The organism is Psychrobacillus sp. FJAT-21963, assembly GCF_001420585.1.
Classification (GTDB): Bacteria; Bacillota; Bacilli; order Bacillales_A; family Planococcaceae; genus Psychrobacillus.
In genome coordinates, this window is the sequence record NZ_LJIY01000006.1 from 173030 (window position 1) to 198768 (window position 25739).

The 25739-nt window shown below is 35.5% G+C and carries 26 protein-coding genes; 19 read left to right on the top strand and 7 right to left on the bottom strand.

Translation table 11 applies throughout. The annotated features are described in order from the left end of the window. Nucleotides 1-3: 3 nt before the first annotated feature. From AN959_RS14420 to AN959_RS14455, 8 genes are all read left to right on the top strand, one after another. Nucleotides 4-813: a pyruvate, water dikinase regulatory protein gene (locus AN959_RS14420; RefSeq protein ID WP_056831660.1), complete on the top strand. Its 810-nt coding sequence runs from the start codon at nucleotides 4-6 to the stop codon at nucleotides 811-813. A gap of 224 nt (nucleotides 814-1037) precedes the next feature. Next, nucleotides 1038-2870: a DNA primase gene (gene dnaG / locus AN959_RS14425; RefSeq protein ID WP_056831662.1), complete on the top strand. Its 1833-nt coding sequence runs from the start codon at nucleotides 1038-1040 to the stop codon at nucleotides 2868-2870. Between the two features lie 26 nt (nucleotides 2871-2896). Then, nucleotides 2897-4024 carry an RNA polymerase sigma factor RpoD gene (gene rpoD / locus AN959_RS14430; protein ID WP_053588854.1) on the top strand — a complete coding sequence of 376 codons (1128 nt, stop codon included), beginning with the start codon at nucleotides 2897-2899 and terminating at the stop codon, nucleotides 4022-4024. 91 nt (nucleotides 4025-4115) lie between these two features. Further along, complete coding sequence (locus AN959_RS14435) at nucleotides 4116-4679, top strand: hypothetical protein (protein WP_056831664.1); 564 nt, start codon at nucleotides 4116-4118, stop codon at nucleotides 4677-4679. A 257-nt stretch (nucleotides 4680-4936) separates the two neighbouring features. Further along, complete coding sequence (locus AN959_RS14440; protein ID WP_053588856.1) at nucleotides 4937-6076, top strand: acyl-CoA dehydrogenase family protein; 1140 nt, start codon at nucleotides 4937-4939, stop codon at nucleotides 6074-6076. A gap of 137 nt (nucleotides 6077-6213) precedes the next feature. Beyond that, nucleotides 6214-6600 carry a cytochrome c550 gene (gene cccA, locus AN959_RS14445; RefSeq protein WP_053588857.1) on the top strand — a complete coding sequence of 129 codons (387 nt, stop codon included), beginning with the start codon at nucleotides 6214-6216 and terminating at the stop codon, nucleotides 6598-6600. Nucleotides 6601-6686: 86 nt separating this feature from the next. Then, entirely contained in the window at nucleotides 6687-7385 is a 699-nt protein-coding gene (locus tag AN959_RS14450) for a tRNA (adenine(22)-N(1))-methyltransferase TrmK (protein ID WP_056831666.1), read from the top strand. Continuing rightward, nucleotides 7382-8500 carry a Nif3-like dinuclear metal center hexameric protein gene (locus AN959_RS14455; RefSeq protein WP_056831668.1) on the top strand — a complete coding sequence of 373 codons (1119 nt, stop codon included), beginning with the start codon at nucleotides 7382-7384 and terminating at the stop codon, nucleotides 8498-8500. Before AN959_RS14450 ends, AN959_RS14455 begins: the two co-directional genes overlap by 4 nt. Nucleotides 8501-8799: 299 nt before the next feature. Here the strand turns inward: AN959_RS14455 and AN959_RS14460 are convergent, their stop codons facing one another. Then, on the bottom strand, nucleotides 8800-9780 hold the full coding sequence (locus tag AN959_RS14460; RefSeq protein WP_053588860.1) for a 4-hydroxy-3-methylbut-2-enyl diphosphate reductase: 981 nt from the start codon (nucleotides 9778-9780) through the stop codon (nucleotides 8800-8802). 69 nt (nucleotides 9781-9849) lie between these two features. Beyond that, on the bottom strand, nucleotides 9850-10383 hold the full coding sequence (gene vrrA, locus AN959_RS14465; RefSeq protein WP_056831670.1) for a VrrA/YqfQ family protein: 534 nt from the start codon (nucleotides 10381-10383) through the stop codon (nucleotides 9850-9852). 102 nt (nucleotides 10384-10485) lie between these two features. Between vrrA and AN959_RS14470 the strand changes: the two genes are divergently transcribed. Continuing rightward, nucleotides 10486-11784, top strand: a complete 1299-nt coding sequence (locus AN959_RS14470) for a DEAD/DEAH box helicase (RefSeq protein WP_056831672.1) — start codon at nucleotides 10486-10488, stop codon at nucleotides 11782-11784. 13 nt (nucleotides 11785-11797) lie between these two features. Then, nucleotides 11798-12682 (top strand): deoxyribonuclease IV, encoded by an 885-nt coding sequence (locus AN959_RS14475; protein ID WP_056831674.1) that lies wholly within the window; start codon nucleotides 11798-11800, stop codon nucleotides 12680-12682. A gap of 26 nt (nucleotides 12683-12708) precedes the next feature. Here the strand turns inward: AN959_RS14475 and AN959_RS14480 are convergent, their stop codons facing one another. Continuing rightward, the gene (locus AN959_RS14480; RefSeq protein WP_053588864.1) at nucleotides 12709-12975 is read right to left on the bottom strand and encodes a hypothetical protein; all 267 of its coding nucleotides are present in this window, start codon (nucleotides 12973-12975) and stop codon (nucleotides 12709-12711) included. Between the two features lie 103 nt (nucleotides 12976-13078). On the opposite strand from AN959_RS14480, the gene AN959_RS14485 reads away from it, so the two are divergent. From AN959_RS14485 to AN959_RS14495, 3 genes are read left to right on the top strand one after another with little or no spacing between them, the layout of a single operon-like run. Beyond that, complete coding sequence (locus AN959_RS14485; RefSeq protein WP_053588865.1) at nucleotides 13079-13846, top strand: metal ABC transporter ATP-binding protein; 768 nt, start codon at nucleotides 13079-13081, stop codon at nucleotides 13844-13846. Beyond that, complete coding sequence (locus AN959_RS14490; RefSeq protein ID WP_056831676.1) at nucleotides 13843-14691, top strand: metal ABC transporter permease; 849 nt, start codon at nucleotides 13843-13845, stop codon at nucleotides 14689-14691. The genes AN959_RS14485 and AN959_RS14490 overlap by 4 nt, the downstream gene beginning before the upstream one ends. Then, nucleotides 14688-15098 (top strand): Fur family transcriptional regulator, encoded by a 411-nt coding sequence (locus AN959_RS14495; protein WP_053588867.1) that lies wholly within the window; start codon nucleotides 14688-14690, stop codon nucleotides 15096-15098. The genes AN959_RS14490 and AN959_RS14495 overlap by 4 nt, the downstream gene beginning before the upstream one ends. Nucleotides 15099-15460: 362 nt before the next feature. Here AN959_RS14495 and AN959_RS14500 read toward each other — a convergent pair whose 3' ends face one another. The 4 genes from AN959_RS14500 to AN959_RS14515 all read right to left on the bottom strand — a co-directional run bounded on the left by AN959_RS14500 (nucleotide 15461) and on the right by AN959_RS14515 (nucleotide 18133). Continuing rightward, on the bottom strand, nucleotides 15461-16039 hold the full coding sequence (locus AN959_RS14500) for a hypothetical protein (RefSeq protein WP_056831678.1): 579 nt from the start codon (nucleotides 16037-16039) through the stop codon (nucleotides 15461-15463). Nucleotides 16040-16052: 13 nt separating this feature from the next. Then, nucleotides 16053-17165: a flavodoxin-dependent (E)-4-hydroxy-3-methylbut-2-enyl-diphosphate synthase gene (ispG, locus tag AN959_RS14505; protein WP_172794391.1), complete on the bottom strand. Its 1113-nt coding sequence runs from the start codon at nucleotides 17163-17165 to the stop codon at nucleotides 16053-16055. A gap of 93 nt (nucleotides 17166-17258) precedes the next feature. After that, nucleotides 17259-17585 carry a hypothetical protein gene (locus AN959_RS14510; protein WP_056831680.1) on the bottom strand — a complete coding sequence of 109 codons (327 nt, stop codon included), beginning with the start codon at nucleotides 17583-17585 and terminating at the stop codon, nucleotides 17259-17261. Nucleotides 17586-17632: 47 nt separating this feature from the next. Further along, a complete protein-coding gene (locus AN959_RS14515) occupies nucleotides 17633-18133 on the bottom strand; it encodes a DUF1189 family protein (protein ID WP_056831681.1) in 501 nt (166 codons plus the stop codon). Between the two features lie 172 nt (nucleotides 18134-18305). Between AN959_RS14515 and AN959_RS14520 the strand changes: the two genes are divergently transcribed. The 6 genes from AN959_RS14520 (at nucleotide 18306) to pstC (ending at nucleotide 25739) form a co-directional block, all read left to right on the top strand. Continuing rightward, on the top strand, nucleotides 18306-19937 hold the full coding sequence (locus AN959_RS14520; RefSeq protein WP_056831683.1) for a Na/Pi cotransporter family protein: 1632 nt from the start codon (nucleotides 18306-18308) through the stop codon (nucleotides 19935-19937). Next, nucleotides 19937-20416: a DUF456 domain-containing protein gene (locus AN959_RS14525; protein WP_056832096.1), complete on the top strand. Its 480-nt coding sequence runs from the start codon at nucleotides 19937-19939 to the stop codon at nucleotides 20414-20416. The genes AN959_RS14520 and AN959_RS14525 overlap by 1 nt, the downstream gene beginning before the upstream one ends. A 117-nt stretch (nucleotides 20417-20533) precedes the next feature. Further along, entirely contained in the window at nucleotides 20534-21142 is a 609-nt protein-coding gene (locus AN959_RS14530) for a superoxide dismutase (RefSeq protein WP_056831685.1), read from the top strand. Nucleotides 21143-21346: 204 nt separating this feature from the next. Next, nucleotides 21347-23560: a penicillin-binding protein 2 gene (locus tag AN959_RS14535; protein ID WP_056831687.1), complete on the top strand. Its 2214-nt coding sequence runs from the start codon at nucleotides 21347-21349 to the stop codon at nucleotides 23558-23560. Between the two features lie 184 nt (nucleotides 23561-23744). Further along, nucleotides 23745-24713 carry a PstS family phosphate ABC transporter substrate-binding protein gene (locus AN959_RS14540; protein ID WP_056831690.1) on the top strand — a complete coding sequence of 323 codons (969 nt, stop codon included), beginning with the start codon at nucleotides 23745-23747 and terminating at the stop codon, nucleotides 24711-24713. Nucleotides 24714-24791: 78 nt separating this feature from the next. Next, a complete protein-coding gene (gene pstC, locus AN959_RS14545) occupies nucleotides 24792-25739 on the top strand; it encodes a phosphate ABC transporter permease subunit PstC (RefSeq protein WP_056831692.1) in 948 nt (315 codons plus the stop codon).

Consider the following 25739-nt stretch of genomic DNA (forward strand, 5'->3'; position numbering starts at 1 on the left):
ACTATGAAAATGCTTAACCTATTTATTATCTCAGATTCTATTGGAGAAACTGGTGAATTAGTTGCGAAAGCTGCAGTTAGCCAATTTAGGCCTGGCCTTCAACATACAAAGTTGAAAAGATTTACTCATATTGATTCATTGGATCATATTAAAGAAATTACTGAACTTGCAAAAGAACAAGATGCGATAATTTTATATACGCTTGTTCAAAAAGAGATGCGTGATGCATTGATACAATATTGTGATGAGTATCAACTCGACTCAGTTGATTTAATTGGCCCAGTTATTCAATTACTGGAAAAAAACCTGAACGAAAAACCTTTTGAAGAACCAGGGTTAGTTAGGAAACTAGATGAGGATTACTTTAAAAAAATTGAAGCTATTGAGTTTGCAGTGAAGTACGACGATGGAAGAGACCCGAGAGGCTTATTGCAAGCAGATATAGTTTTGATAGGCGTTTCAAGAACTTCTAAAACACCTTTATCTCAATATCTAGCACATAAAAGATACAAAGTGGCAAATGTTCCGCTAGTTCCTGAAGTAGAGCCACCAGAAGAATTATTTTTAGTTGATCCAAATAAATGCTTTGGTTTGGTAATTACACCTGAGAAGTTAAATACCATTCGAAAAGAAAGATTAATCGCAATTGGTTTAAATGATGATGCTAGTTATGCTAAAATAGAACGTATAAATGATGAAATAAAACATTTTGAGAAGATTGTTAAAAAAATAGGCTGCAGAGTGATTGATGTTACGAATAGAGCTGTAGAAGAAACAGCAAATGAAGTCATTAATCATACTCAACAAAAATAAATTATAAGAAATAAAACCGATTCACGTTTTGTGAAAAGGTTTTTTTGTATTGTCTATCGAATAAAGTAATAGATAAATATGAATAATTGTTTTATAATTGTTATTTGTGGAAAAAAGAATTTATTCTCTATGAAACTTTTTTTATGAATTATTTTGTCGATTCTTGCAGGAATTTTATTGATTCTCTCGAATTAAGTTAAATAGCAAGTAAAGATGGTGAAATAATGACAAATCGTATAGAAGAAGAGATTATCGAACAAGTTAGGAATAACAATGATATTGTCGATGTAGTAAGCGAATATGTTCAGCTTACGAAAAGAGGGAGAAACTATTTTGGGTTATGTCCTTTTCATGGCGAACAAACACCATCTTTCTCTGTAACACAGGAAAAACAAATATTTCACTGTTTTGGTTGTGGTGCAGGTGGTAATGTTATAACTTTTGTAATGGATATCGAAAATCTATCGTTCCAGGATGCAGTAAGTAAACTCGGAAGTCGAATTGGATTAACGATAGAAGAAAGTTCCTCTGATAGTTCAGAAGTAAAAGCCCCAGTCTCAAAAGAAGTAACAATTATGAAAAAAGCACATGAGTTTGCAAGTGATTATTTTCATCATTTATTACTTCATACCGTGGAAGGGGAAGATGCATTAAATTACCTAGAGGAAAGAGGGTTTTCAAAGGAAATCATTGAAAAGTACAAAATTGGCTGGTCCCTTACAAGTTGGGATGCTCTTACTACGCTTTTAGAACGTAAAGGTATGGATTTACAAGAAATTGAGAAAACTGGGCTCATTATCCGAAAAGAAAATGAACTAAAGTATTTTGATCGTTTTCGAGGGAGAATTATGTTTCCAGTGTTTGATGAAGGTGGTAATGTTATTGCTTTCTCTGGGAGAGTTCTTCATAAATCAGAAAATGAAGCAAAATATTTAAATAGTCCTGAGTCTCCCATATTTCAAAAAAGCCAAGTACTTTATAATTTAGATAAAGCCAGACTAGATATAAGAAAGCAGCGCAATGTTATTGTCTTTGAAGGATTTTTAGATGTTATAGCTGCATCAAAAGCGGGTATAACTAATGGTGTTGCAACAATGGGTACTGCTTTGACGTCACAACATATATTAAAGCTAAATAGATTAACATCCAATGTGACGCTTTGTTATGACGGCGACAAAGCTGGTATGGAGGCAGCTAAAAGAGCAGCATCTGCTTTACAAGCTCAAAATATTCAAACGGAAGTCGCAATAATTCCTGATGCTATGGATCCAGACGATTATATTAAAAACTATGGGGAAGAAGCATTCAGAACGAAAATTATAGAAAAACCGCATTCCTACTTATCTTTTATGATGATTGTCTCCAAAAGAGACAAGAACTTTAATAATGAAAATGATACTTTGCAGTATATTCAAGAAATTTTGGAAATACTGAGTGAAAGAAATTCTTCTGTAGAACGTGATTTATATATTCGACAACTTTCGCAGGAAACGAACGTTTCTGAGGAAGCAATTTATCAACATCTTAGAAAACTACAAGGTAATAAAGCAAAGCAATCGAAAGATCAACATCCTGTATCTCTTCAAGTGAATCCAGAGATGAAGAAAAAGAAAAAAACTTTATCAGCGGATGAACGAGCGGAAAGAATTTTACTTTCCCATATGCTTCATAATTCACAAGTACTTGATATTGCTCGAAGTATAAATGGTGAGCAATGCTTCATTCGAGATGCGTATGAGGCTGCTTATGTAAGGTTAACAGGATTTTATGAAGATTATCCAGAAGGAGATTTTCAACGATTTTTAGAAGTAATAAATGATGCAGATATTAGAAATATAGTTATGGAAGCAGCGCTCTCAGAACGTGATCCAGATCATGAAAAAGAGGAAGTCATGGACTGTTTGCGCCATATTAGAAAATACCGGGTAGAGCAGCAAATAGAACAAAAGCTACACGAAGCAAAAGAAGCAGAGAAAATGACTGATATGGTTAAGGCTCTACAACTTGCTCAGGAAGCTATCCAGTTAAAAAAATCATTAGCGGCTTTTGAGAAATAAACCGGTAGCAAAAGGAGGAAATTCTTATGGCGGACAAGTCTGAACGTACAAAAGAAACTGAAATTGAAATCTCATTAGAAGAAGCAAAAAAACAACTAATTGAATTAGGTAAAAAAAATGGTGAATTAACCTATCATGATATCGCTGAGAAGCTCGCTCACTTCGAATTAGAATCCGATCAAATTGAGGAATTTATAGATGATTTGGAAGGAAAAGAAATTGAGCTTAGTCGTAAAGACGGAGATGAAGAAGATTTAGATCGTTTGATGAAGGGGAAAGAGGAAGAAACTTTCGACTTAAACGATTTAAGTGTTCCGCCTGGTGTTAAAATCAATGACCCAGTACGTATGTACTTAAAAGAAATTGGTCGTGTGGATCTACTTAAAGCATCAGAGGAAATAGCACTTGCTGAACGTATCGAGCAAGGAGATGAAGAAGCTAGAAAACGTCTAGCGGAAGCAAACCTTCGACTGGTTGTTAGTATTGCTAAACGTTATGTTGGACGAGGAATGTTATTCTTAGATTTAATCCAAGAAGGAAATATGGGTCTTATTAAAGCAGTAGAAAAATTTGACCATAGAAAAGGATTCAAATTTAGTACGTATGCTACTTGGTGGATTAGACAAGCAATTACACGTGCAATAGCAGACCAAGCAAGAACAATTCGTATTCCAGTGCATATGGTGGAAACGATCAATAAGTTGATTCGAGTACAACGTCAATTACTGCAAGATTTGGGACGTGAACCATCTCCAGAAGAAATAGGAGAAGAAATGGATTTACCTCCAGAAAAAGTTCGAGAAATATTAAAAATTGCACAAGAACCGGTTTCCTTAGAAACTCCTATTGGGGAAGAGGATGATTCACATTTAGGTGATTTTATTGAGGATGCAGATGCTCAATCTCCTTCAGATCATGCAGCTTATGAACTATTAAAAGAGCAATTAGAAGACGTATTAGATACGCTGACAGATAGAGAAGAAAATGTTCTACGTTTACGTTTTGGGCTAGACGATGGCCGTACGAGAACATTGGAGGAAGTAGGGAAAGTATTTGGCGTTACGAGAGAGCGTATTCGTCAAATTGAAGCGAAAGCATTACGAAAACTTCGCCATCCATCTAGAAGCAAGCGTCTAAAAGATTTCTTAGAATAATTTAAAGACATCCTTATATAAAGGATGTCTTTTTTTCTAGGCTTTGACAATGTTATAATAGAAATAATTGCATGTGAAATGAGGCCGAATAATGTCACTTCAACGTAAGCAAATAATTTTGAATGAAATAGCATTTTGGAAACAAAATAAACTGCTTCCTGAACATTATTGCGACTTCCTAACTGCTCTATATGCACAAGGGGAAGATGGAGAATCGGAAGTGAAGGAGAAATCAACTAAGGCAGTACTAGCAAAAGAAAAAGGTAAGAGACGACTGGCTTATTCCACTTTAGCTATAATTACTTTTATTTTAATAGTTTCTTTAACATTTATTACGACATTAGCATTTATCCCTATTATTCTTGCAGGCATTGTTATAGTTTCTTTTTTATACATAGGTTTTAAATTAGCGAAAAACAAATCTATTATGACACCCATATTAATGGTTTGCTCTGCTCTTTTATTGTTAGGTGCCTCTTTTAAAGTATGGGATGTCTATTTTGTTGAATATCCTTCTGTATTAATAGGTTTAATCATTGGTAATTGTTTGATTTGGCTTTTTTCTGGTTTGCTGCTTAAACTAGTTTATTTTAGTATTTCTGGAGTAATAGGAATTGCATTTATATTGTTTTATATGTTTCGATATTATTTTTAGTATTTACAATGTCAGCTGGTATGTTAAACCAGCTGGCATTTTTTTATGAATAATAAATATGTCCTACTATTATTGTCGGTCTTGCAGTTGTATTGATTCATAGTCTATTTATGTAAAAGTATAAAACCTTAAGAAATCTACTGTTACAGTCCTTTTAATAGAATAGTAATAGTAGAATTTTTATTTTCCGTGTGAATTTATTTTATTTTTAGTATAATAAGAATGTAAGCGTTTTTATTTACAAAGGGGATGGAGAAATGAATTTTGATTTAACACAAGAACAACAAATGATTCGCAAAACGATACGTGAATTTGCGGACGAAGTTGTTGCTCCAGGTGCTATCCTGCGAGACAAAACAAAAGAGTTCCCAAAAGAAATCTTCAAACAGTTAGCCGACATGGGGATGATGGGCTTACCGTTTCCTGAAGAATATGGAGGGGCAGGAGCAGATACAGTTAGTTTTGCCATCGTAACAGAAGAATTAAGTCGTGCATGCGCTTCTACAGGTATCACTTATTCAGCTCATATTTCATTAGGTGGGGCTCCTTTAAATCTTTTTGGAACTGATGAGCAAAAGCAAAAATATTTAGTTCCAGTATGTACTGGCGAATCATTCGGTGCTTTTGGTTTAACAGAGCCTAATGCAGGCTCCGATGCTGGTGGAACACAAACTACAGCAAAAGAAGATGGTAATGACTTCGTAATTAATGGAAATAAAGCCTTTATCACAAATGCTAGTTATGCGAAGCATCTAGCATTAACTGCTATTACTGATGTAAAAGATGGTAAAAAGGAAATTTCAGCTATTATTGTTCCAACAGATGCAGAGGGCTTTTCCGTAATCGATAATTATGAAAAAATGGGATTAAATGCTTCTAATACAACTGAATTAGTTTTAGAAAACGTTCGAGTTCCACAAGAGAATTTACTTGGTAAACGAGGCAATGGTTTCAGACAATTCTTAGTTACACTTGATGGTGGGAGAATTGGAATTGGAGCTATGGCGGTAGGTATCGCGCAAGCAGCTTTTGACCGCGCGCTTCGTTATTCAAAAGAACGTAAGCAATTTGGTAAAACATTATCTGAGTTTCAAATAACTCAGTTTAAATTAGCAGATATGGCTATGAAAATAGAGTTAGCTAGAACAATGGTTCATAAAGCTGCATGGTTAAAAGATCAAGGTAGAGCATTCAGTAAAGAAGCATCTATGTGTAAATTATATGCTTCGGAAATTGCAATGGAAGTAGCAGATGAAGCAATACAAATTCACGGTGGTTATGGATATATGAAAGAATATGAAGTTGAACGTTATATGAGAGATGCAAAACTTCTAGAAATCGGTGAAGGTACTTCAGAAGTTCAGCGTATGGTTATAGCTAGACATATTGGTTGCTAAGTCGAATTTATGTCTAAATTGTCACAAAGAAAGAAAACTTCCTCTTTTAGACTTTTCGTTTTCCTTAGAATGCAGTACAATATTAGTGTTGACTAATTCTATATTAGAATGAATGTATCAAGAGGGAGGGTTAACTAATGAAAAAGAATCCAATTATTCCATTTATCTTAATAATGGCATTTGGTATTGGTCTAATTTTCTTCTTATCTATTGAAGGCGTAAATAACAAAGAAGAAATTGCTTCAGAACATGCTGAAGGCGGTGAAGAAGGTGCTGCTGAAGGTGGCGAGGAAGCAGCAGCTGGTAACTTTGATCCGGAAGCTCTTGCTCAAGGAAAATGTATCGGTTGTCATGGTAACAGTTATGAAGGACAAGGAGCTTTCCCTTCTCTAGTAGCTACAAAATTATCTGAAGATGAGATTAAAGATGTTTTAGCTAATGGTAAGGGCGCTATGCCTGGTGGACTAGTTCCAGAAGAAAATCTTGACGCTATGGCGGCATGGGTTAAATCTTTAGGTGAATAATAATATTTTTAAAAAGACCTCAGATTCTTTAAAAGAATCGAGGTCTTTTTCAATTTTTGATATAATGGTTGGCAGAGGTGTTTATATTGAATGCAAAAAATTTATCTGAACGATTAAAAACAGTAGCTTCATTTGTTGAAGAAAATTCTATAGTAGCGGATATTGGAAGTGATCATGCTTATTTACCATGTTATTTAGTGCACTCTGGAATAATTACACAAGCAATCGCTGGGGAAGTAGTAAAAGGGCCGTTTGAATCAGCTCTAAAACAAGTGAAAAGTGAAGGATTAGAGGAACACATAGATGTAAGATTTGGGGATGGATTAGAAGTGATTCAACCGACAGATGGTGTCCAAACCGTTACGATCGCAGGAATGGGGGGGCCACTCATTGCATCTATTTTAGAAGCGGGTAAAGATAAACTCCATACTGTAGAAAAATTAATCTTACAGCCGAATATTCACGCGAAGGCTATACGTGAATGGGCAATCAACAATGATTGGAAAATTGTTGACGAAACAATATTGGAAGAGCATGGAAAGATTTATGAAATTTTAGTACTTAAAAGAGGACATATGACTCTCACCGATAAAGAATTATTAATTGGTCCTATTTTAATCCATCATAAGTCTATTGTATTTACGAAAAAATGGGTAAACGAGATGGCCGAATGGCGTCGAATATTAAATCAATTTAATAAAATTAATATAACTTCAGAAGTGAAACAGAAAAAAGAAGAGTTAGAACATAAAATAGCGTTAGTAGAGGAGGCTTTAAAAGCGTGAAACCTACAAACGGTCAACAAATAATATCTCTATTTGAACAATGGGCTCCTAAATCTCTTGCAGTTGAAGGCGATTCAATCGGTCTACAAATAGGAACGCTCAATAAACCTGTTTCCAAGGTGCTTGTTACATTAGATGTAAACTCAAAAGTAGTGGATGAAGCAATTGAAAAACAATGTGAATTGATAATTGCCCATCACCCGCCAATATATCGTAGTTTAAAAAATGTTCGAACTGACTTACCCCAAGGAAGTCTAATAGAAAAGCTGATTAAGCATAATATAGCTGTTTATGCAGCACACACTAATTTAGATATAGCCTCAGGAGGAGTAAATGATCTTTTAGCTGATAGATTACAATTAAAAAATGTACAAATTTTAGAAAAAACAGCTTCGGAACATTTAATGAAGTTAGCTGTATTTACCCCTAAAGAATCTACTGAGCAAGTTAGAGTTGCCTTAGGAAATGCAGGGGCAGGAGAAATTGGAGATTATAGAAACTGTAGTTTTACATCTGCTGGAGAAGGAAGGTTTAAACCGACTGAAGATGCAGATCCATATATAGGACAAGCCAATAAGTTATCGATTGTAGAAGAAGATAAGATAGAAGTGGTATTTCCGATTTCTATAAAAAACCGAGTATTAAAAGCTTTACTTTCCTCACATCCGTATGAAGAACCTGCGTATGACTTGTTCCAACTAGAGTCAGAGGTGAATGAAAAAGGTCTAGGAAGAATTGGTGAATTACCACAGCAAGTCAGCCTTGCAGATTATGCTAAAACGGTAAAAGACCAACTTCAAGTTCCATTTGTACGTGTTGTAGGAAAATTAGATAGTAATGTTCATAAGGTTGCTGTTCTAGGGGGAGATGGGAATAAATATATTCACGCTGCCAAAAGAGCTGGTGCTGATGTATTTATTACAGGTGATTTATACTTTCATGTTGCACAAGATGCTGAAGCAATCAATCTTGCAGTGATTGATCCTGGGCATCACATAGAGCAAATTATGAAAACAGGTGTTTCAGATTATATGAAAACAGTTTGTAAAAATAAACAACTTTTAGTTGAATTTATCCCTTCGGAAATTTCGACCGAACCATTTCAACTTATATAATAGAATGGCCTGTCCTGAAAATCTTAAGGGCACTCTCTTTCTTCGTAGCTTCTATTAAGATAGATTTCCGTTCCAAGCGGACGCTTTCCGCGGGCGAGCGCCGAGCCTCCTCCGCAGCTCACGCTACGTGCGGGGTCTCGGACTGTCTCGCTTTCCCGCAGGAGTCGCCGCCTTTCACTCCAATCAATTATTCACTCAATCAACAATATTAGATGGAAACACAAAAGCAGAAGGGGAAAAACGAGTCGTTTTTCTCCTTCTGCTTTATTATAGGGACTTATTTTACAGCCCCTTCATATTTACTCAGATATTGGGTGTGGCTCAATACGAACTACTGGTTTAGGAACTTTAATCTTCGGTAGAATTTTTTCAGGTAATACCTTCTTGGTTGTATCATGAGTAGAAGGATCATTTGGGTCGTATTTTTCTAAAAACTGAATCACTTCTTTAACTATTGGAGTAGGAGTGGAAGCACCTGCTGTCACTGCTACGTGATTAATATTCTCTAACCATTCCAGCTTTAGTTCTGATACATCACCAATACGGTAAGAAGGAGTACCAGCAATCTCCTCCGAAACTTGAGTCAATCTATTAGAGTTGTTACTCATTGGATCACCAACAACTATTAATAACTCTGCTTCTCCAGCTTGTTCCGCGACAGCTTCTTGTCTAACTTGCGTAGCAAGGCAAATTTCTTTATGAACCTCGATATGTGGGAATTTTTCTTCTAATTTTTTCATCAAATGTACAACATCCCATTGAGACATCGTAGTTTGATTGGTTACAAGCAGTTTCTCTGTTTTTAGTTGTAAGTTCTCAATATCCTCCAATGTTTGGACAAGATGTACTTTTGTAGGTGCTACGCCAATAGCTCCTTCTGGTTCAGGATGACCTTTTTTTCCTATATAAATAATATCATAGCCTTCAGCCGTTTTTTCTTCTATTAAGTCATGGGTAACTGTCACATCTGGACAAGTAGCATCAATCGAAACCAATCCCTTTTTTCGTGCTAGCTCTTTAACTTCTGGAGATACACCATGAGCTGTAAATATAACTGTTCCTTTTTCCACTTTGGAGAGAATATCTAAACGATTTTCACCATCTAACGTAATAATACCGTCTTGTTCAAATGCGTCTGTTACATGTTTGTTATGAACGATCATTCCTAAAATATATATTGGCCGAGGAAGTGAAGTATCTAAAGCTGCATTACGTGCAATAACCATTGCGTCAACAACCCCATAACAATATCCTCTTGGCGAAATTTTTTGTACAATCATTTTTGAAAGAACTCCCTTCAATACGAGCATACTCATATTATAACGGAGCTCTTACTCGAATTCAAAACATTAAATTGGTGGCTGGAATATTCTAGGTAAGGAAACTCCAGTTGGATTTGCGTTTGTAGTTGCAGATGCTGCAGCTCGGGCTGCTCCAGAAATAGAAGGGGGACTAGCAGCACGTGCATTTGTTGCAGCTGCAGTTGCGTTAGGAGCAGATTGGAAACCTCGGTAAAGCTTCCAAAGAGCAGGCACATTTTGGAGCATCGGTGCATATTGTCTTACCATAGGTGTAAGCTGTTGAGCTGTGGATAAAAATTTATCTGCTGTTTGCAAGTACGACATTGTCCTATTTCCTCCAGGCGGTCCTTGTGAAAATCCACCTTGGCCACCTATATTACCCTGTCCTCCAAATCCTTCTGATCCTCTTTGCTGGAAGCTTCCGAGAACTCCTTGTAAGAAATTGTTTGGTTGTGCTCCTTGTTGAGTTGAAGGCATACCAAAACCGAATGGATTTTGTGTTGGGGTAGGAGAATTTACAGGTGGTGGACTATTAAAATTTGATCTTGTTTGTGAGAACGGATAAAAAGACTCATAGCGCATTTAATCATCTCCTTTCATCAAAGTGAGTCCTTCTATTCTATGCAAATTATACGTTTTATGTACAATCGTGGTACAATAAAGAAATGTGAGGGAGGGACTCAAATGTCCAAATATACAGATTATAATTTTCAGCCTTTTTTACAAAATGCAATTGAAAAACTAGGCTTTCAAGAACCAACGCCAATTCAAAAAGAAATGATTCCTTTAGTTTTAAAAGGGAAAAGTGCGATTGGTCAAGCGCATACAGGAACAGGAAAAACACATAGTTTTTTGATCCCAATTGTTGAAAAAATAGATGCTAGTAAACACGATGTACAAGCAATTATTACATCTCCAACTAGAGAGCTAGCAACTCAAATTTATAATGAGTTAAATAAGCTAGTTGAGGGTACAGAAATCCAAACTAAATTATTCATTGGTGGAACAGATAAAGCTCGTTCTATTGAAAAGCTAAAAACACAACCACATATTGTTGTAGGTACTCCAGGTCGTATTCGTGATTTAACAGTTGAACAAGCATTGCTAGTGCATACGTCTAACATTTTAGTAGTAGATGAAGCAGATTTAGCATTTGATTTAGGTTTTATCAATGAAATTGATCAATTTGCTTCACGTATGCCAGAACAACTAGAGATGTTTGTTTTCTCAGCTACGATACCTGAAAAATTACAACCATTTTTGAAAAAGTATATGGATTCACCGATCCATATAAAAATTGGTGACAAGCGACCAGTAGCAGAGGGTATTGATTTTATTGTTACACCGGTCCGTAGTAAATCTAGAAAGAAACGATTATTGGATGTTTTGGAAGGAATTAATCCATACTTAGCTATTATATTCGCTAACACAAAGCAAAATGCAGACGAGGTAGCAAACTATTTACAAGGAAACGGTGTAAAGGTAGGAGTTATTCATGGTGATATATCACCACGTGATCGTAAGCGAGTAATGAAACAGATTCACGATCTTGAATATCAATACATCGTCGCAACAGATCTTGCTGCTCGTGGAATCGATATTCCTGGTGTTAGTCATGTGATTAACTATGAAATACCCGAAGATCTAGAGTTTTTCGTTCATCGTGTAGGAAGAACAGCACGTGCTGGATTGACTGGTATTGCAATTACATTATATGAACCTTCGGATGAAGATGCTTTAGTCCGCATTGAAAAAATGGGTATACCGTTAGTACACAAAGACGTTATAAATGGAGAATGGTCAGATTTAAAGGAAAGACATGCTCGTAAAAATCGTACAAAAAATGAAAATGAGATTGATGCAAAAGCGAAATCCATGGTTCGCAAGCCTAAAAAAGTGAAACCAGGCTATAAGCGCAATATGAAATGGGAAATGGATAAAATTAAAAAGAGAGAACGACGTATAAAAAATCGTAAAAAATAAGGGGGATTTTTCGTTGCTTTTAGGTTCACATGTTTCCATGAGTGGGAAAGAAATGCTTCTTGCTTCTAGCAAAGAAGCAGCATCATACGGTGCAAATACATTTATGATTTACACAGGCGCACCTCAAAATACACGTAGAAAACCAATTGAAGAATTGAATATTGAAGCTGGATTAGAATATATGAAAGAAAATGATATATCCAATATTGTTGTTCATGCTCCATATATTATTAATTTAGGTAACACGACAAAACCTGAGACATTTGCTTTAGGCGTAGATTTTCTACAAAAAGAAGTGACGAGAACAGCTGCAATAGGTGCAACACAAATCGTATTGCACCCTGGTGCTCATGTTGGAGCAGGAGCAGATGCAGGCATTGCTAAAATAGTTGAGGGTTTAAACGAGGTATTGACTCAAGAAGAATCTGTACAAATTGCACTCGAAACAATGGCTGGAAAAGGGTCTGAGTGCGGTCGAACTTTTGATGAATTAGCACAAATAATTGACGGAGTGGTTAACAATCATCGAATTTCAATATGTTTGGACACTTGTCATATTCATGATGCAGGTTACGATATTGTGAATGATTTTGATGGAGTATTGAATGAATTTGATAAAATTATTGGATTAGACCGTCTAAAAGTACTTCATATCAATGATAGTAAAAATGTTCGTGGAGCTGCAAAAGACAGACACGAAAATATTGGCTTTGGAGAAATTGGCTTCGAGGCACTGCAGTATATTGTGCACCATCCTCAATTAATGCATTTACCTAAAATACTGGAAACTCCATTTGTAGGGGTAGATGCAAAATCAAAACAAGCTCCATATAAAATAGAAATTGAAATGCTTCGTTCAAATACTTTTACACCAGAAGCAATAGATGCTTTAAGATAAAATATTATACTAAATAAGTAGTTCCCTCAGTTTTCACGTAAAAATGAGGGGGCTTTTTCTTTTAATTGATAAAATAAGTCTACTGCTCTTTGCTCACCTAATATACTAATTAATTTTTGCTGTATTGCCATAGGGACACCAAGTAATAGCCAACTTAATGAGATTTCTTGTAGAAGTGGATATACTTCTTTAATCTCTTTATCTGATAACTTAATATCAAACCCTCTAAGTATTTTTTTAAAATCTTTTATCGAACAAGTTTGTAATTCATTAATAAACCGTGCGATATCCATCTGAACATCCTCTCAAGTTAAAATTATTTACACTTTCTATATTTTCCTCTATACTTTAACTTTGTAAATCGTAATGATTATTAATTAGAATAGAGGAAAAATGATGGGTAAACCCTTAATTCAGTTACAAAATGTTTATTATCAATATGAACAAACTGAAGCACTAAAAAATATTTCTATAAAAATTGAAGAAGGGGACTTTTTAGCGATTATTGGACCTAATGGATCAGGAAAGTCTACACTTCTTAAGATAATTCTTGGACTCTTAAAGCCTACTAAAGGAAAGGTATTACTTTTTGGCAAACCGGTTCCTTTGTTTAAGGAAAAAGAATTAATAGGCTATGTTTCTCAAAAATCCAACGCATTTAATACTGGTTTTCCTGCAACAGTCGAAGAAGTTGTGCAAAGTGGGTTAGTAAAAAAGGCAGGACTTTTTCGTTCTTACCCTAAAAATGTGCAAAATAAGGTGAAGGAAGCACTTACTTCTGTAGGTATGGAAAAGTTTGCAAAAAAAAATATTGGAGATTTATCAGGTGGACAGCAACAACGTGTATTTATAGCTAGGGCTTTAGTTAGCGATCCAAAAATCCTTATTTTAGATGAACCGACTGTAGGAGTGGATAGCAAAAATGTTCGCTCGTTTTATCATATGTTATCTCATTTAAATCGGGAACATCAAATTACAATTGTATTAGTTACACATGATGTAGATGCTGTATCGAAGAGCATTAGCCATGTTGCATGCCTCAATCAAACAATTCATTTTCATGGTTATAAAAACGAAATGGATTCGATGAGTGATGAGCAATTAGAAGCTTGGTATGGTCACTCTGTTCGTAAAGTGAACCACCGAAACGAGGGTCAATTATGATTGAATCAATATTCCAATATCAATTTTTACAAAATGCATTTACTTCCGGTTTAATAATTGGGGTTATTGCTCCATTGCTAGGAGTATTTATCGTTGTTAGACGGCTTTCTTTAATATCAGATGCTCTTAGTCATGTAACCTTAGCTGGAATAGCAGGTAGTCTTTACTTAAGTCAATCGGTTGGTGCTTTGGCACTTCTTAACCCGCTATATTTAGGAATAGTGGCTTCTGTAACGGGTTCACTATTTATTGAGAGATTAAGAAGACTTTATAAACATTATGAAGAGCTTGCGATTCCTATAATCATGTCTGCTGGGCTTGGTTTTAGTGCTATTTTTGTGTCACTTGCAGAAGGATTTAGCTCCGACCTTTTTAGTTATTTATTTGGTTCTGTTTCTGCTGTTAGTCGTCAGGATCTTTATATCGTAATCAGTATAGCCATTGTTGTTGTTGTATTTTTATCTTTATTTTACAAGGAATTATTTGTTCTATCTTTTGATGAGGAATATGCAAAAGCCTCTGGATTACCTGCAAAATGGATTCATATTTTGTTTATGATTGTTACGGCTTTAGTTATTGCAGGTTCTATGCGTATAGTTGGTATTCTTTTAGTCTCATCCCTAATGACTTTGCCCGTGGCTGCTGCTATGAGAATAGCGAAAGGTTTTAAGCAAGCAATAATACTTTCAGTACTATTTGGAGAGCTTGCCGTCATCATTGGATTGGTAAGTGCATTTTATTTAAATATAGCTCCAGGTGGAACAATTGTTGTTACGTCAATAGTTATCTTACTACTTACTATTACATTGAAAAAGATATCGATGAAGGGAGTAACTTCACAATGAACATTGAAAGAGCATGGGATATTCTCAAAAATGAAGGGTATAAAAAAACAGATAAGCGAGAGCAGATATTAGATATTTTTTCGAAAACAGAGAAGTATATTACAGCTCGAGATATTTTGAATGTTATGATGGTGGAACATCCAGGGATGAGCTACGATACTATTTATCGTAACTTGAGTACTTTCGTGGACCTTGGAATTTTAGAAGAGACAGAGTTAAGTGGAGAGAAACATTTTCGTATGCAATGTGAAATGGATCACCATCATCATCATTTTATTTGTATGTCATGTGGTAACATAAAAGAAATAAATTATTGTCCTATGGAAGTACTTCAAAATGCTATACCAGCTTATCAAATTGATAGCCATAAATTTGAAATCTACGGTAAATGTCCAGAATGTCATTAATATTTCCTGCCAAATTAACCTTTGGCAGGATTTTCTTTTTTAGTTATATTATAAACAAAAGAGCGAACTTCCAATAAGTGCTTCATCTTTCCATTCCAGGCGGACGCGTTCCGTCGACAAGGCTTCAGCCGCTTCCCGATTAGTAAACTATCATGCCATTAATAGAGCAAGTTTTTATCACTTAAATTCAGTATTTATAGAAAATCGTTGAAAATGGCGACGCTCCTGTGGGAATTGCGTTTGCCTCACCCTCAGCGTAGCGAAGGGTGAGGCCCGTTAATTAGTCCGCTGAAAGAGAGTGGCTTTTCCCAAACTAGATTTTCTGACTATCATTTACCAAAAAAAAACGTGAAGATTACTCTTCACGTTCGTTGCAATGCAAATTCTTTTTCAATCCATTCATTTGCTTCAATCCAATTGTTAACACGAATAACTCCTTTTGGAGCAGGTTGTTGGTTATAAGGTGTGTTAAATAGAATTACTGGGATATCTAGCTCTTCATGAATTTCTACGGCATTGTCGTGCTTATCCTCAAAAAAAGCATGCACACCATGTTTTCGAGCCGTTTCAATTTTGTTATGTGTTCCAATTAATTCAATATGATCGTACAGTAATTCTTGTTCTTTGAACCAGTTAAGCGTAACATCCCGCACATTTTCTCCTCTGGCAGAAATAAAATATAGCTCATATTTATCCTTCCAAGCAGACAATACAGCATGTGCATCAGATTGAATAGGGGATGATGCATAAATGGTAGATTCTGTTTTTTTAAACCACTCATAAAATTCTTTCTCATCTACAGAAAAAGCTTTTGTTAAGTCATATTCTTTAATGTCCTCCAATTGCAAGTTACAATTAAAGGCACTATTAATATGTGGAAGTAAAGAAGTAGGACATGTTACTGTCCCGTCAATATCAATTCCGAATCTAGCAATTACCATCTTGCATTACTCCTTACACTTCTTGTTTTTCTATTTCTTGCTTCTCTAGTTCTTGTTGAGCAAAGTATTCAGCTGCAATTTTATCAATTTCAATTTTAAGTTCTTCTACCATTGTTTCTTCTGGAACTTTTCGTACAGTTTTACCTTTTCTAAATAGCAGACCTTCTCCTCGTGCTCCGGCAATTCCGATATCCGCTTCACGGGCCTCACCAGGTCCGTTAACAGCACATCCTAATACTGCAACTTTAATTGGCGCTTTAATATGAGAAATATATTCTTCTACTTCATTTGCGATTGAGATTAAGTCAATTTCAATTCGTCCACATGTCGGACAAGAGATTAACGTTGCAGCGTTAGATGAAAGTCCAAATACTTTTAACAATTCGCGAGCAACTTTAATTTCCTCAACAGGATCTGCACTTAGCGATACACGCAATGTATTTCCAATACCCATGCTTAGTAAAGTTCCAAGTCCTGCTGCACTTTTAATCGATCCAGCAAATAACGTTCCTGATTCTGTGATTCCTAAATGAAGGGGATAGTCAAATGCTTGAGAAGCTTTTGTATATGCTTCAATAGCTAAATTTACATCTGAAGCCTTCATAGAAACAATGATGTCGTGAAAATCTAAATCTTCGAGAATTTTAATATGGTGTAATGCACTTTCAACCATACCATCAGCAGTTGGATAACCATATTTTTCGAGGATTTTCTTTTCAAGTGAACCTGCGTTTACACCTATACGAATTGGAATGCCCTTTGCTTTTGCAGCATTTACAACAGCCTCTACCTTTTCTTTGCGCCCAATGTTCCCTGGGTTAATACGAATTTTATCTGCACCTTGCTCAATTGCTATAAGAGCAAGCTTATAATCAAAATGGATATCCACTACAAGTGGTATATTAATACGTTTTTTTATTTCACCAATAGAATAAGCCGCTCGTTCATCTGGACATGCAACACGTACGATTTGGCAACCTGCTTCTTCCAGGCGCAAAATCTCGGCTACTGTTGCCTCTACATCATGCGTTTTGGTCGTAGTCATACTTTGGATGAATAGCTCGTTACTTCCACCTATTGTTAAGTTTCCAACTCGAACTGGACGAGTTTTGGAACGATGAATTATTTCACTCATGAAATTCTCTCCTTCTTGAGGCTTTATGCCATCACTATCATTCATTTTATCAGTGATAGGATTGAAATGACAAGGAGGAAACCTCTATCTTTCATTTTTGCAAGATTCAGATGATGTGTATATCGGTAAAAAAATCAGTTCGCCGTCTGTAATGGTTTGATTGATCAAATGTGGATTTAAAGCATAAAAGTCCATTTCTCTTTCAGAAAAGGTAATATCCTTTTCAGCAGGGTACATGGAAAAAAGAGTATATAAAGTATCTCCTGGGTGTTTTTTTACTGCTACATAATCCATTGTTTCCACACATTCTTCTGGTGGATAAAATGCAAGAGGAATCGTTCCTTCGAACATATCTACTTTGATAATATAAAGTGTGATTAGAATGGTGATCGTTGCTAAGAATATTTTCATATAAAAACCTCCTTGTCCCACTATATGTGAGCAAGGAGGAATTATGATTACCGTTTGATAGGATAATATTTACATGCTAAAAACAGGTAAACGAGCGTAACGAAATAGATGCAGAATTGTATGTACCCAGTTGATATATTGAAAAAAGCAACCACAACTGAAATTAGCATTGGAATAGTACTGGCAAAAAGTGTACTTCTCCACAAATGCCTATATTCTCCTTTTCTTTTTAAAAGTGAGAGGATAATCACTCCCACATAAGCAAAAATACTAATACGTACAAATATAAGTAAAGTGTTTAAGACAAATAAAAATATAAAGGAAAAAGGATAAAGCAACCATTGTATCTCTTGAAAATACTCTAAGAGACCTTCCATATTAGCTTGTTGAACCGAAATTCCATTCATAAACTGAACAAATGAAATAGATGTGATGATCAGTATGTATATAAATATGTATTGCATAACCTTTCCAATTGGAATAAGTCGGAATGCTGCAATTTTTTTAGGACTATGCAAGCTTGCTTTAAACAGCTGTAACAAATTCATTAAATTCACCCTTTCATTTACATTTTATCACCTCTTCACAGAAAGAAAAACAAAGTAATAAGGGGCTTAAATTAAAAAAAAAGAAAGAATGATTTTATTCTCTTTACAATTCCTTTATATATTAACCATAATAGATATGTGAAATATGTCGAAATAGGAGTTGACTATCAAGGTGAATCTCAATTGGCAAGAAATGCTGTTCGAATTTTTTGGCGGATTAGGAATCTTTCTATTTGCCATTAAATATATGGGGGATGCCCTACAGAAAACGGCCGGGGATAGATTAAGAGATTTACTGGATCGTTATACTACAAATCCACTTGTGGGTGTGTTAGCTGGTATACTATTTACTGTTTTAATCCAATCTAGTGCTGGAACAATCGTTATCGTCATTGGCTTAGTAAGTGCAGGTTTTATGACATTACGCCAATCAATAGGTGTAATTATGGGAGCTAATATTGGTACTACGATTAAAGCATTTATTATTGGATTTGAAATAGGTGATTATTCTCTGCCAATTATGGCAACAGGGGCATTTTTAATCTTTTTTTTCAAACGTAAAATATTGCAAAATGTAGGAGAAGTCCTTTTTGGATTTGGAGGACTCTTTTTAGGTCTAGATTTAATGATGAGTGGTATGAGTCCTTTGCAACAGCTTCCAACGTTTACGGATATCACATTGAGTGTAAGTAATCATCCTCTTTTAGGTGTCATAGCGGGAACTGTAATGACCTTATTTCTACAAAGTTCTAGTGCCTCTGTAGCAATATTACAGGGATTTTACGCAGAACATTTAATTTCTTTAAAAGGTGCTTTACCTATCTTGTTTGGTGATAATATTGGGACAACCATTACCGCGATTCTTGCTTCTTTAGGGGCATCAGCAGGTGCTAAAAGAGCAGCTTTTTCTCATGTTCTTTTTAATGTAGTAGGGACACTTGTCTTTCTTATTTTATTAACCCCATTTACTTTATATATTGAATGGATTTCAGAAGCTCTTTCAATTGAGAACAAAATGCAAATTGCAGTGGCACATGGAACTTTTAATGTAGTAAATGTAATCCTTCAGTTTCCTCTTATAGGAGCATGGGTCTTTCTATTAACCAAATTAATTCCAGGGGAAGATTTCAATACGAAGTATAAACCGAAACATTTAGAGGAAGATTTTATAGAAGAATCCCCATCCATTGCTATTGGGCAAGCGAAAGAGGAAATTCTACGTATGGGTGATTTAAGTGTACAAGGTTTAGAGAAAACATTCTCTTATCTCAAAGATAGAAATAAGAATGATGCAGACGAGGCAAATCAAATAGAAGACGCAATTAATCATTTAGATACAAAAATTATTAATTATTTAGTAAAAATTTCTAGCCAACCGCTATCCAGTCAGGATTCGAATAGGCATCTAATGTTAATGGCAACTGTTCGTGATGTTGAGAGGATAGGAGATCACTTTGAAAATATCATCGAGCTGATTGATTATCAAGACGAACATCATTTCCAACTAACCGAGGATGCATTGGAGGATATATCTGAGATGTTTGAACTAACGATAAGTACAGTTAAAAAAGCGATAGAAGCTTTAGATTTAAATAGTGATCAGTTAGCTAGAGAGGTTGCAGAACAAGAGAATGTAATAGACCGGATGGAACGTAAATTTAGAAAAAATCATTTTATACGATTGAATGAAGGACTATGCACAGGTCATGCTGGTGTAATTTTTGTTGATATGTTAAGTAATTTAGAAAGAGTTGGTGATCATGCAGTAAATATTGCAGATGCCATATTGGGGAAACGAGTATGATTGAAATTATTGGATGGATTTTAATAATAGCTAGTTTCATTATTGCGTTTATCGGAACTTTTTATCCTATTCTACCTTCGGTTGTATTTATGATATTAGGATATATTATTTATGGTTTATTCTTCTCTTTTTCAGAACTAACGTGGCTGTTTTGGGTAATTCAATTATTGTTTGTTGTCTTATTGTTTAGTGCAGATATGGTTGCGAACGCTTTTGGAGTAAAGAAGTTTGGTGGAACTAAAGCGGGTTTATGGGGAAGTACTATTGGTTTAATTGTTGGTCCATTTGTTATTCCTGTAGCAGGAATATTAGTTGGACCTTTCCTTGGAGCGGTGTTAGCGGAACTAATTGTTACAAGAGAAGGGATAAAACAAGCTATAAAATCAGGGGTAGGCTCTCTTATCGGTTTCCTTACTTCATCCATAGTCAAGATTATCATTCTTGCGGTGATGTTGGTCATTTTTCTTATTTTTGTTTAGTCTCAGTCAAAAGTATGAAAAGTAATCGAGTCGTTTTTAATTGAACGTTTTTCATTAATTTGATACGCTAATACGTGGAAAGAATTTTCTAAAATATTCTTTAGGAGGAAACAAAAAATGGCTTACGAATTACCAGAACTACCTTACGCGTATGACGCACTAGAACCACACATTGACAAAGAAACGATGAATATTCATCACACTAAACATCACAACACGTACGTTACTAATTTAAACAATGCGGTTTCAGGCAAAGCCGACTTAGAGAACAAATCGGTTGAGGAGTTAATTGCTAACTTAGATGCATTACCAGAAGATATCAAAACTGCAGTACGTAATAATGGTGGTGGACATGCTAACCATTCATTATTCTGGCAACTTCTTTCTCCTAACGGTGGAGGAAATCCATCAGGTGAATTAGCAGAAGCGATCGATTCTAAATTTGGAAGCTTTGATGCATTCAAAGAAGAATTCGCTAAAGCTGCTACAACTCGTTTTGGGTCTGGCTGGGCTTGGTTATCAGTTGCTAATGGAGAACTAGAAGTTTCTTCTACAGCTAACCAAGACTCTCCAATCATGGAAGGTAAAACTCCATTATTAGGCTTAGATGTTTGGGAACATGCTTACTACTTGAACTACCAAAATCGTCGTCCAGACTACATCGGCTCTTTCTGGAATGTAGTTAATTGGGATGAAGTTTCAAAACGCTACGCTGCAGCAAAATAATTCTTTTTGAGATCTTAATAAAAAAGAAACCTGGCACACACTTTTTCGTCTAAAAGTGTGTGCTTTTTATGTTACACTAATAGGTAGATTAAATTATTTACTGTATTTAAATGATGTTAGTGCCTGTGGCAATTAAAACAAATTTTTTAAATGCAAATCTTGGCAGCTAAAGCCAATTAGAATTCAAAAAAGTAGGTGAAACTCATGCGAAAAATTCCTAATAAACGTGCACAAAGTGTAAAGGCTAAACAAAGGGCCAATATTACATTTCGCATGAACATTCTTTTCTTTTCTATTTTCCTGCTATTTACATTGTTAATCTTGCGATTAGGCTATTTGCAAATTGTCAAAGGAGAAGATTATACAAGGGCAATAGAACGAACGGAGGAAGTTCCTGTAAACACAAGCGTTCCTCGTGGTCGTATTTTTGATAGTCAAGGTCGTATCATGGTAGACAATGAGCCTCAACTTGCGATTACCTATACGAAAATGCAGACGACCAAGTCAGAAGAAATGTTCGAAATTGCGAAAGAGCTTAGTTTATTAATTGAAAAGAAAGCAGATGGAATTACAAAAAGCGATTTACAAGATTTTTGGCTTCGTAAATATCCAAAGGAAGCTTTAAAGTTAGTCTCCGAAGAAGAACGAAACAAAATAGAGAAAAATGATGAACTTGAAGAGAAAGAAAAAAATGCTGAGATTAACCGACTAACTCGAAGTCGGATACCTGAGGAGCAACTAGAGGCATTCTCTCCAGAAGAATTAGAAATTATTGCTATCTATCGTGAAATGGCATCAGGATACGCACTGTCTCCTCAAATTATTAAAGGGGAAGATGTGACAGATGAGGAATTTGCAAGAGTTTCCGAAAGGCTAGGGGATCTAATCGGCGTTAATACAACAACTGATTGGCGTAGAGTAAAAACATCTTCCCTTGCTATACTAGGAACTGCATCATTGCCGAAAGAGGGTATACCAAAAGACCGATTAGATTATTACTTATCTAGAGACTACTCTAGAAATGACCGGGTAGGAAAAAGCTATATTGAACAGCAATATGAGGATGTTTTACAAGGTCAAAAAAGTGTAGTAAAGAATATCACAGATGGTAAAGGGCGAGTAATTGATATTAAAACTGTCTATGAAGGGGAACCAGGGAAAGATTTAGTTTTATCCATGGATAGTGAAGTTCAATTAGCGCAAGAAGAAATTTTAGGGCAAAAACTACTTGAATTAAAAACAGGAAATGGAGCATCTGCAAAGTATTTAGATAGGGCTTTCTTTATCATGATGGATCCTAACACGGGAGAAGTTCTATCCATGGTTGGTAAGAGAGTAGAAAAAAACGCTAAAACAGGAAAGTACGAAATAAAGGATTATGCTTTCGGATCATTTACAACAGCGTATGAAGTAGGGTCTACAGTAAAGCCTGGAACATTGCTTACGGGATATCGTGAAAATGTTATTTCACCTGGGGATGTATTAGTAGATGAACCGATTCGCATAAAAGGTTCTGCGCCAAAAAGTTCTGTCTTCAACCGTTCTGGTAGAATCCCATTAAATGATTTAGAAGCGATTGAACGTTCATCCAATGTTTATATGTTTAAGACTGCATATGGTTTAGCAGGACGGACTTATAAGGAAAACCAATCTATTAGTTTTGGTCCAGAGGCATTTCAAAAAATGCGTAATGGTTATGCACAATTAGGACTGGGTGTCCCGACAGGAATAGATTTACCTGGAGAAGTGACTGGTGTAATTGGTGGAGTAGAAGATGGGAAGTTACTTGACTTAAGTATTGGGCAATACGATACGTATACACCATTACAACTTGCACAATTTGTCTCTACTATTGCAAACGGGGGCAAACGTATACAACCACGTGTTGTTAAAGAAATTAGAGAACCATCTGCGGATGGTGTGAAAATGGGGAAAGTAGTAAAAGAGTTTCAACCAAATGTTTTAAATACAGTTGATAATTCGCAAGAGGAAATCAATCGTATGCGTCAAGGTATGCAAAGAGTATATTCCGGAGCGAAAGGAACAGCTCGTTCAGCCTTTGGTACAGCACCGTTTAATGGCGCTGGAAAAACAGGTACAGCTCAATCATTCTTTTTTGATGCTACTATAAAAAATCCTAAAGAACGTAATATTAGAACAGTTAATTTAACTCATATAGGATTTGCGCCATATGATAATCCAGAGATTGCATATGCTCTTGTTATTCCTCATGCATCCTTAGAGTCCAGTTACAAAACGAATGTTTCTACTGGTATTGCACGTGAGCTAGTTGATAAGTATTTTGAAATACAACTTAAAAATGGTGCATTAAAGGATAGTGAAGAGGCTATGCCGATTCCAACTATAAAACCAGCCTTTACAAATGAAAAAATAGATGAAGAAGAAACGAACAACTAATTCAAAACAGGTCAACCTAAAGAAACCATTTAGGAGGCCTGTTTTTTTTATGTAAATAACATTGGAATTCTTTAGTTTCTTATTTACAAAAGCTTTACAATGCATTCATATCGACTCAACATGAAGCCTTTATAGTAAACATTGTAAGAAAAATAGAAAACAAAACTTTAGGGGGATTTACCTGATGAAGAACTGGAAGTACTTATTAATGACAACAATGGTAGGATCAGCATTAGTACTTGGAGCTTGTGGAGACGATACAAGTTCAGAACCAACAGAAGAAACAGAGACAGAAACTGCTGGTGATACACAAGATGAGGCAGTTCTAGAAGGTAAGGTTGCTGGAGATGGATCTAGTACAGTTGCTCCAATTACGGAAGCACTTGTTGAAGAATATGCAGGCGTTCAAAATAAAGTACAAGTATCAGTTGGTGTGTCCGGTACTGGTGGCGGATTCGAAAAATTCATCGCAGGTGAAACAGATTTCGCTAATGCATCTCGTCCAATTAAAGACGAAGAAAAAACAAAACTTGAAGAAGCTGGAATTGACTTTACTGAATTCCAAGTAGCTAATGATGGTTTATCAGTAGTAGTTAACAAAGACAATGATTGGGTTGAAGATTTAACAGTTGAAGATCTAAAGAAAATGTGGATTGAAGATGGAACAACAAAAAAATGGTCTGACATTAATCCAGAATGGCCAGCTGAAGAAATCGTATTCTATTCACCAGGTACTGATTCTGGAACATATGACTACTTTGATGAAGTAATTCTTGATGAAGCTGACTTAGTAAAATCTGCAACTCTATCTGAAGATGATAACGTATTAGTTCAAGGTGTACAAGGCGATAAAAATGCAATAGCATTCTTCGGTTATGCATACTATTTAGCTAACCAAGATACTTTAAAAGTTGTTAAAGTTAACGGTGTAGAACCTACAAACGAAACAATTGAATCAGGTGAATATTCACCACTTTCTCGTCCATTGTTTGTATATGCAAAAAATAGTGCGCTTAAAGAAAATCCAGCATTTTATGATTTCATGAAATATACACTTGAAAATGCAGGAGAAATGGCTGAAGCAGTTGGATATGTAAGTCTTCCACAAGAAAATTACGACAAAGGTTTAGCTGATTTAGAAGCTTTAAAATAATAGGTTGATCTAAAAAGTAAGAGACGAGTAGCAGGGCTTGCTACTCTTTTCTTGCGTTTGGTAAAAGGGGGATTCACTATGGCTCAAAAGAATGCGACTGGTCATCCATCAGTACAAGAGCTAATTGCAAAATCAAGTAGCAAGAAACAGAAAAAAATAGTAGAAAAAATAATTCCAATTATTCTCCTACTAATTGCATGTGTTTCAGTATTAACTACTTTGGGTATTGTCTTTACTCTTATTATAGAAACAGGAATATTTTTCACTCGTGTACCGATATTAGATTTTTTATTCGGAAAAGAATGGTTTCCATTTGCTAATACGGAACAGCTATATGGTATTCTTCCTTTAATAGCGGGTACATTAAAAGTAACTTTTATAGCTGCTATTGTAGCAGTTCCATTTGGTATTGGTTCTGCTATATTTTTAAGTGAATATGCAAGTGATAACGCTCGAAGAATTATTAAACCTATATTAGAAGTATTAGCAGGTATACCAACAATTGTTTATGGTTTCTTTGCATTGACTTTTGTAACACCGCTTTTACAACAATTTATTCCTGACTTGAAAATCTTTAATGCATTGAGCCCGGGTATTGTTGTAGGTATCATGATTTTACCAATGATCGCATCCTTATCAGAAGATGCAATGAGCTCTGTACCTAATTCAATACGTGAAGGTGCCTTAGCTATGGGTTCAACAAAATTAGAAGTAGCGATCAAGGTTGTACTACCCGCTGCTCTATCAGGAATTGTTGCGTCCGTAGTACTAGCATTGTCTCGTGCAATTGGAGAAACGATGATAGTTTCTTTAGCAGGAGGATCTACTCCTAAATTCGATTTAAATGTAACGGACTCTATTCAAACTATGACTGCATATATTGTACAAGTTTCATCAGGTGATGCGGGATATGGAACAACGATTTATTATTCCATCTATGCAGTAGGATTTACTCTTTTCCTATTTACATTATTGATGAATTTTATTGCTCACGCGATTTCGAAAAAATTCCGGGAGGAATATTAA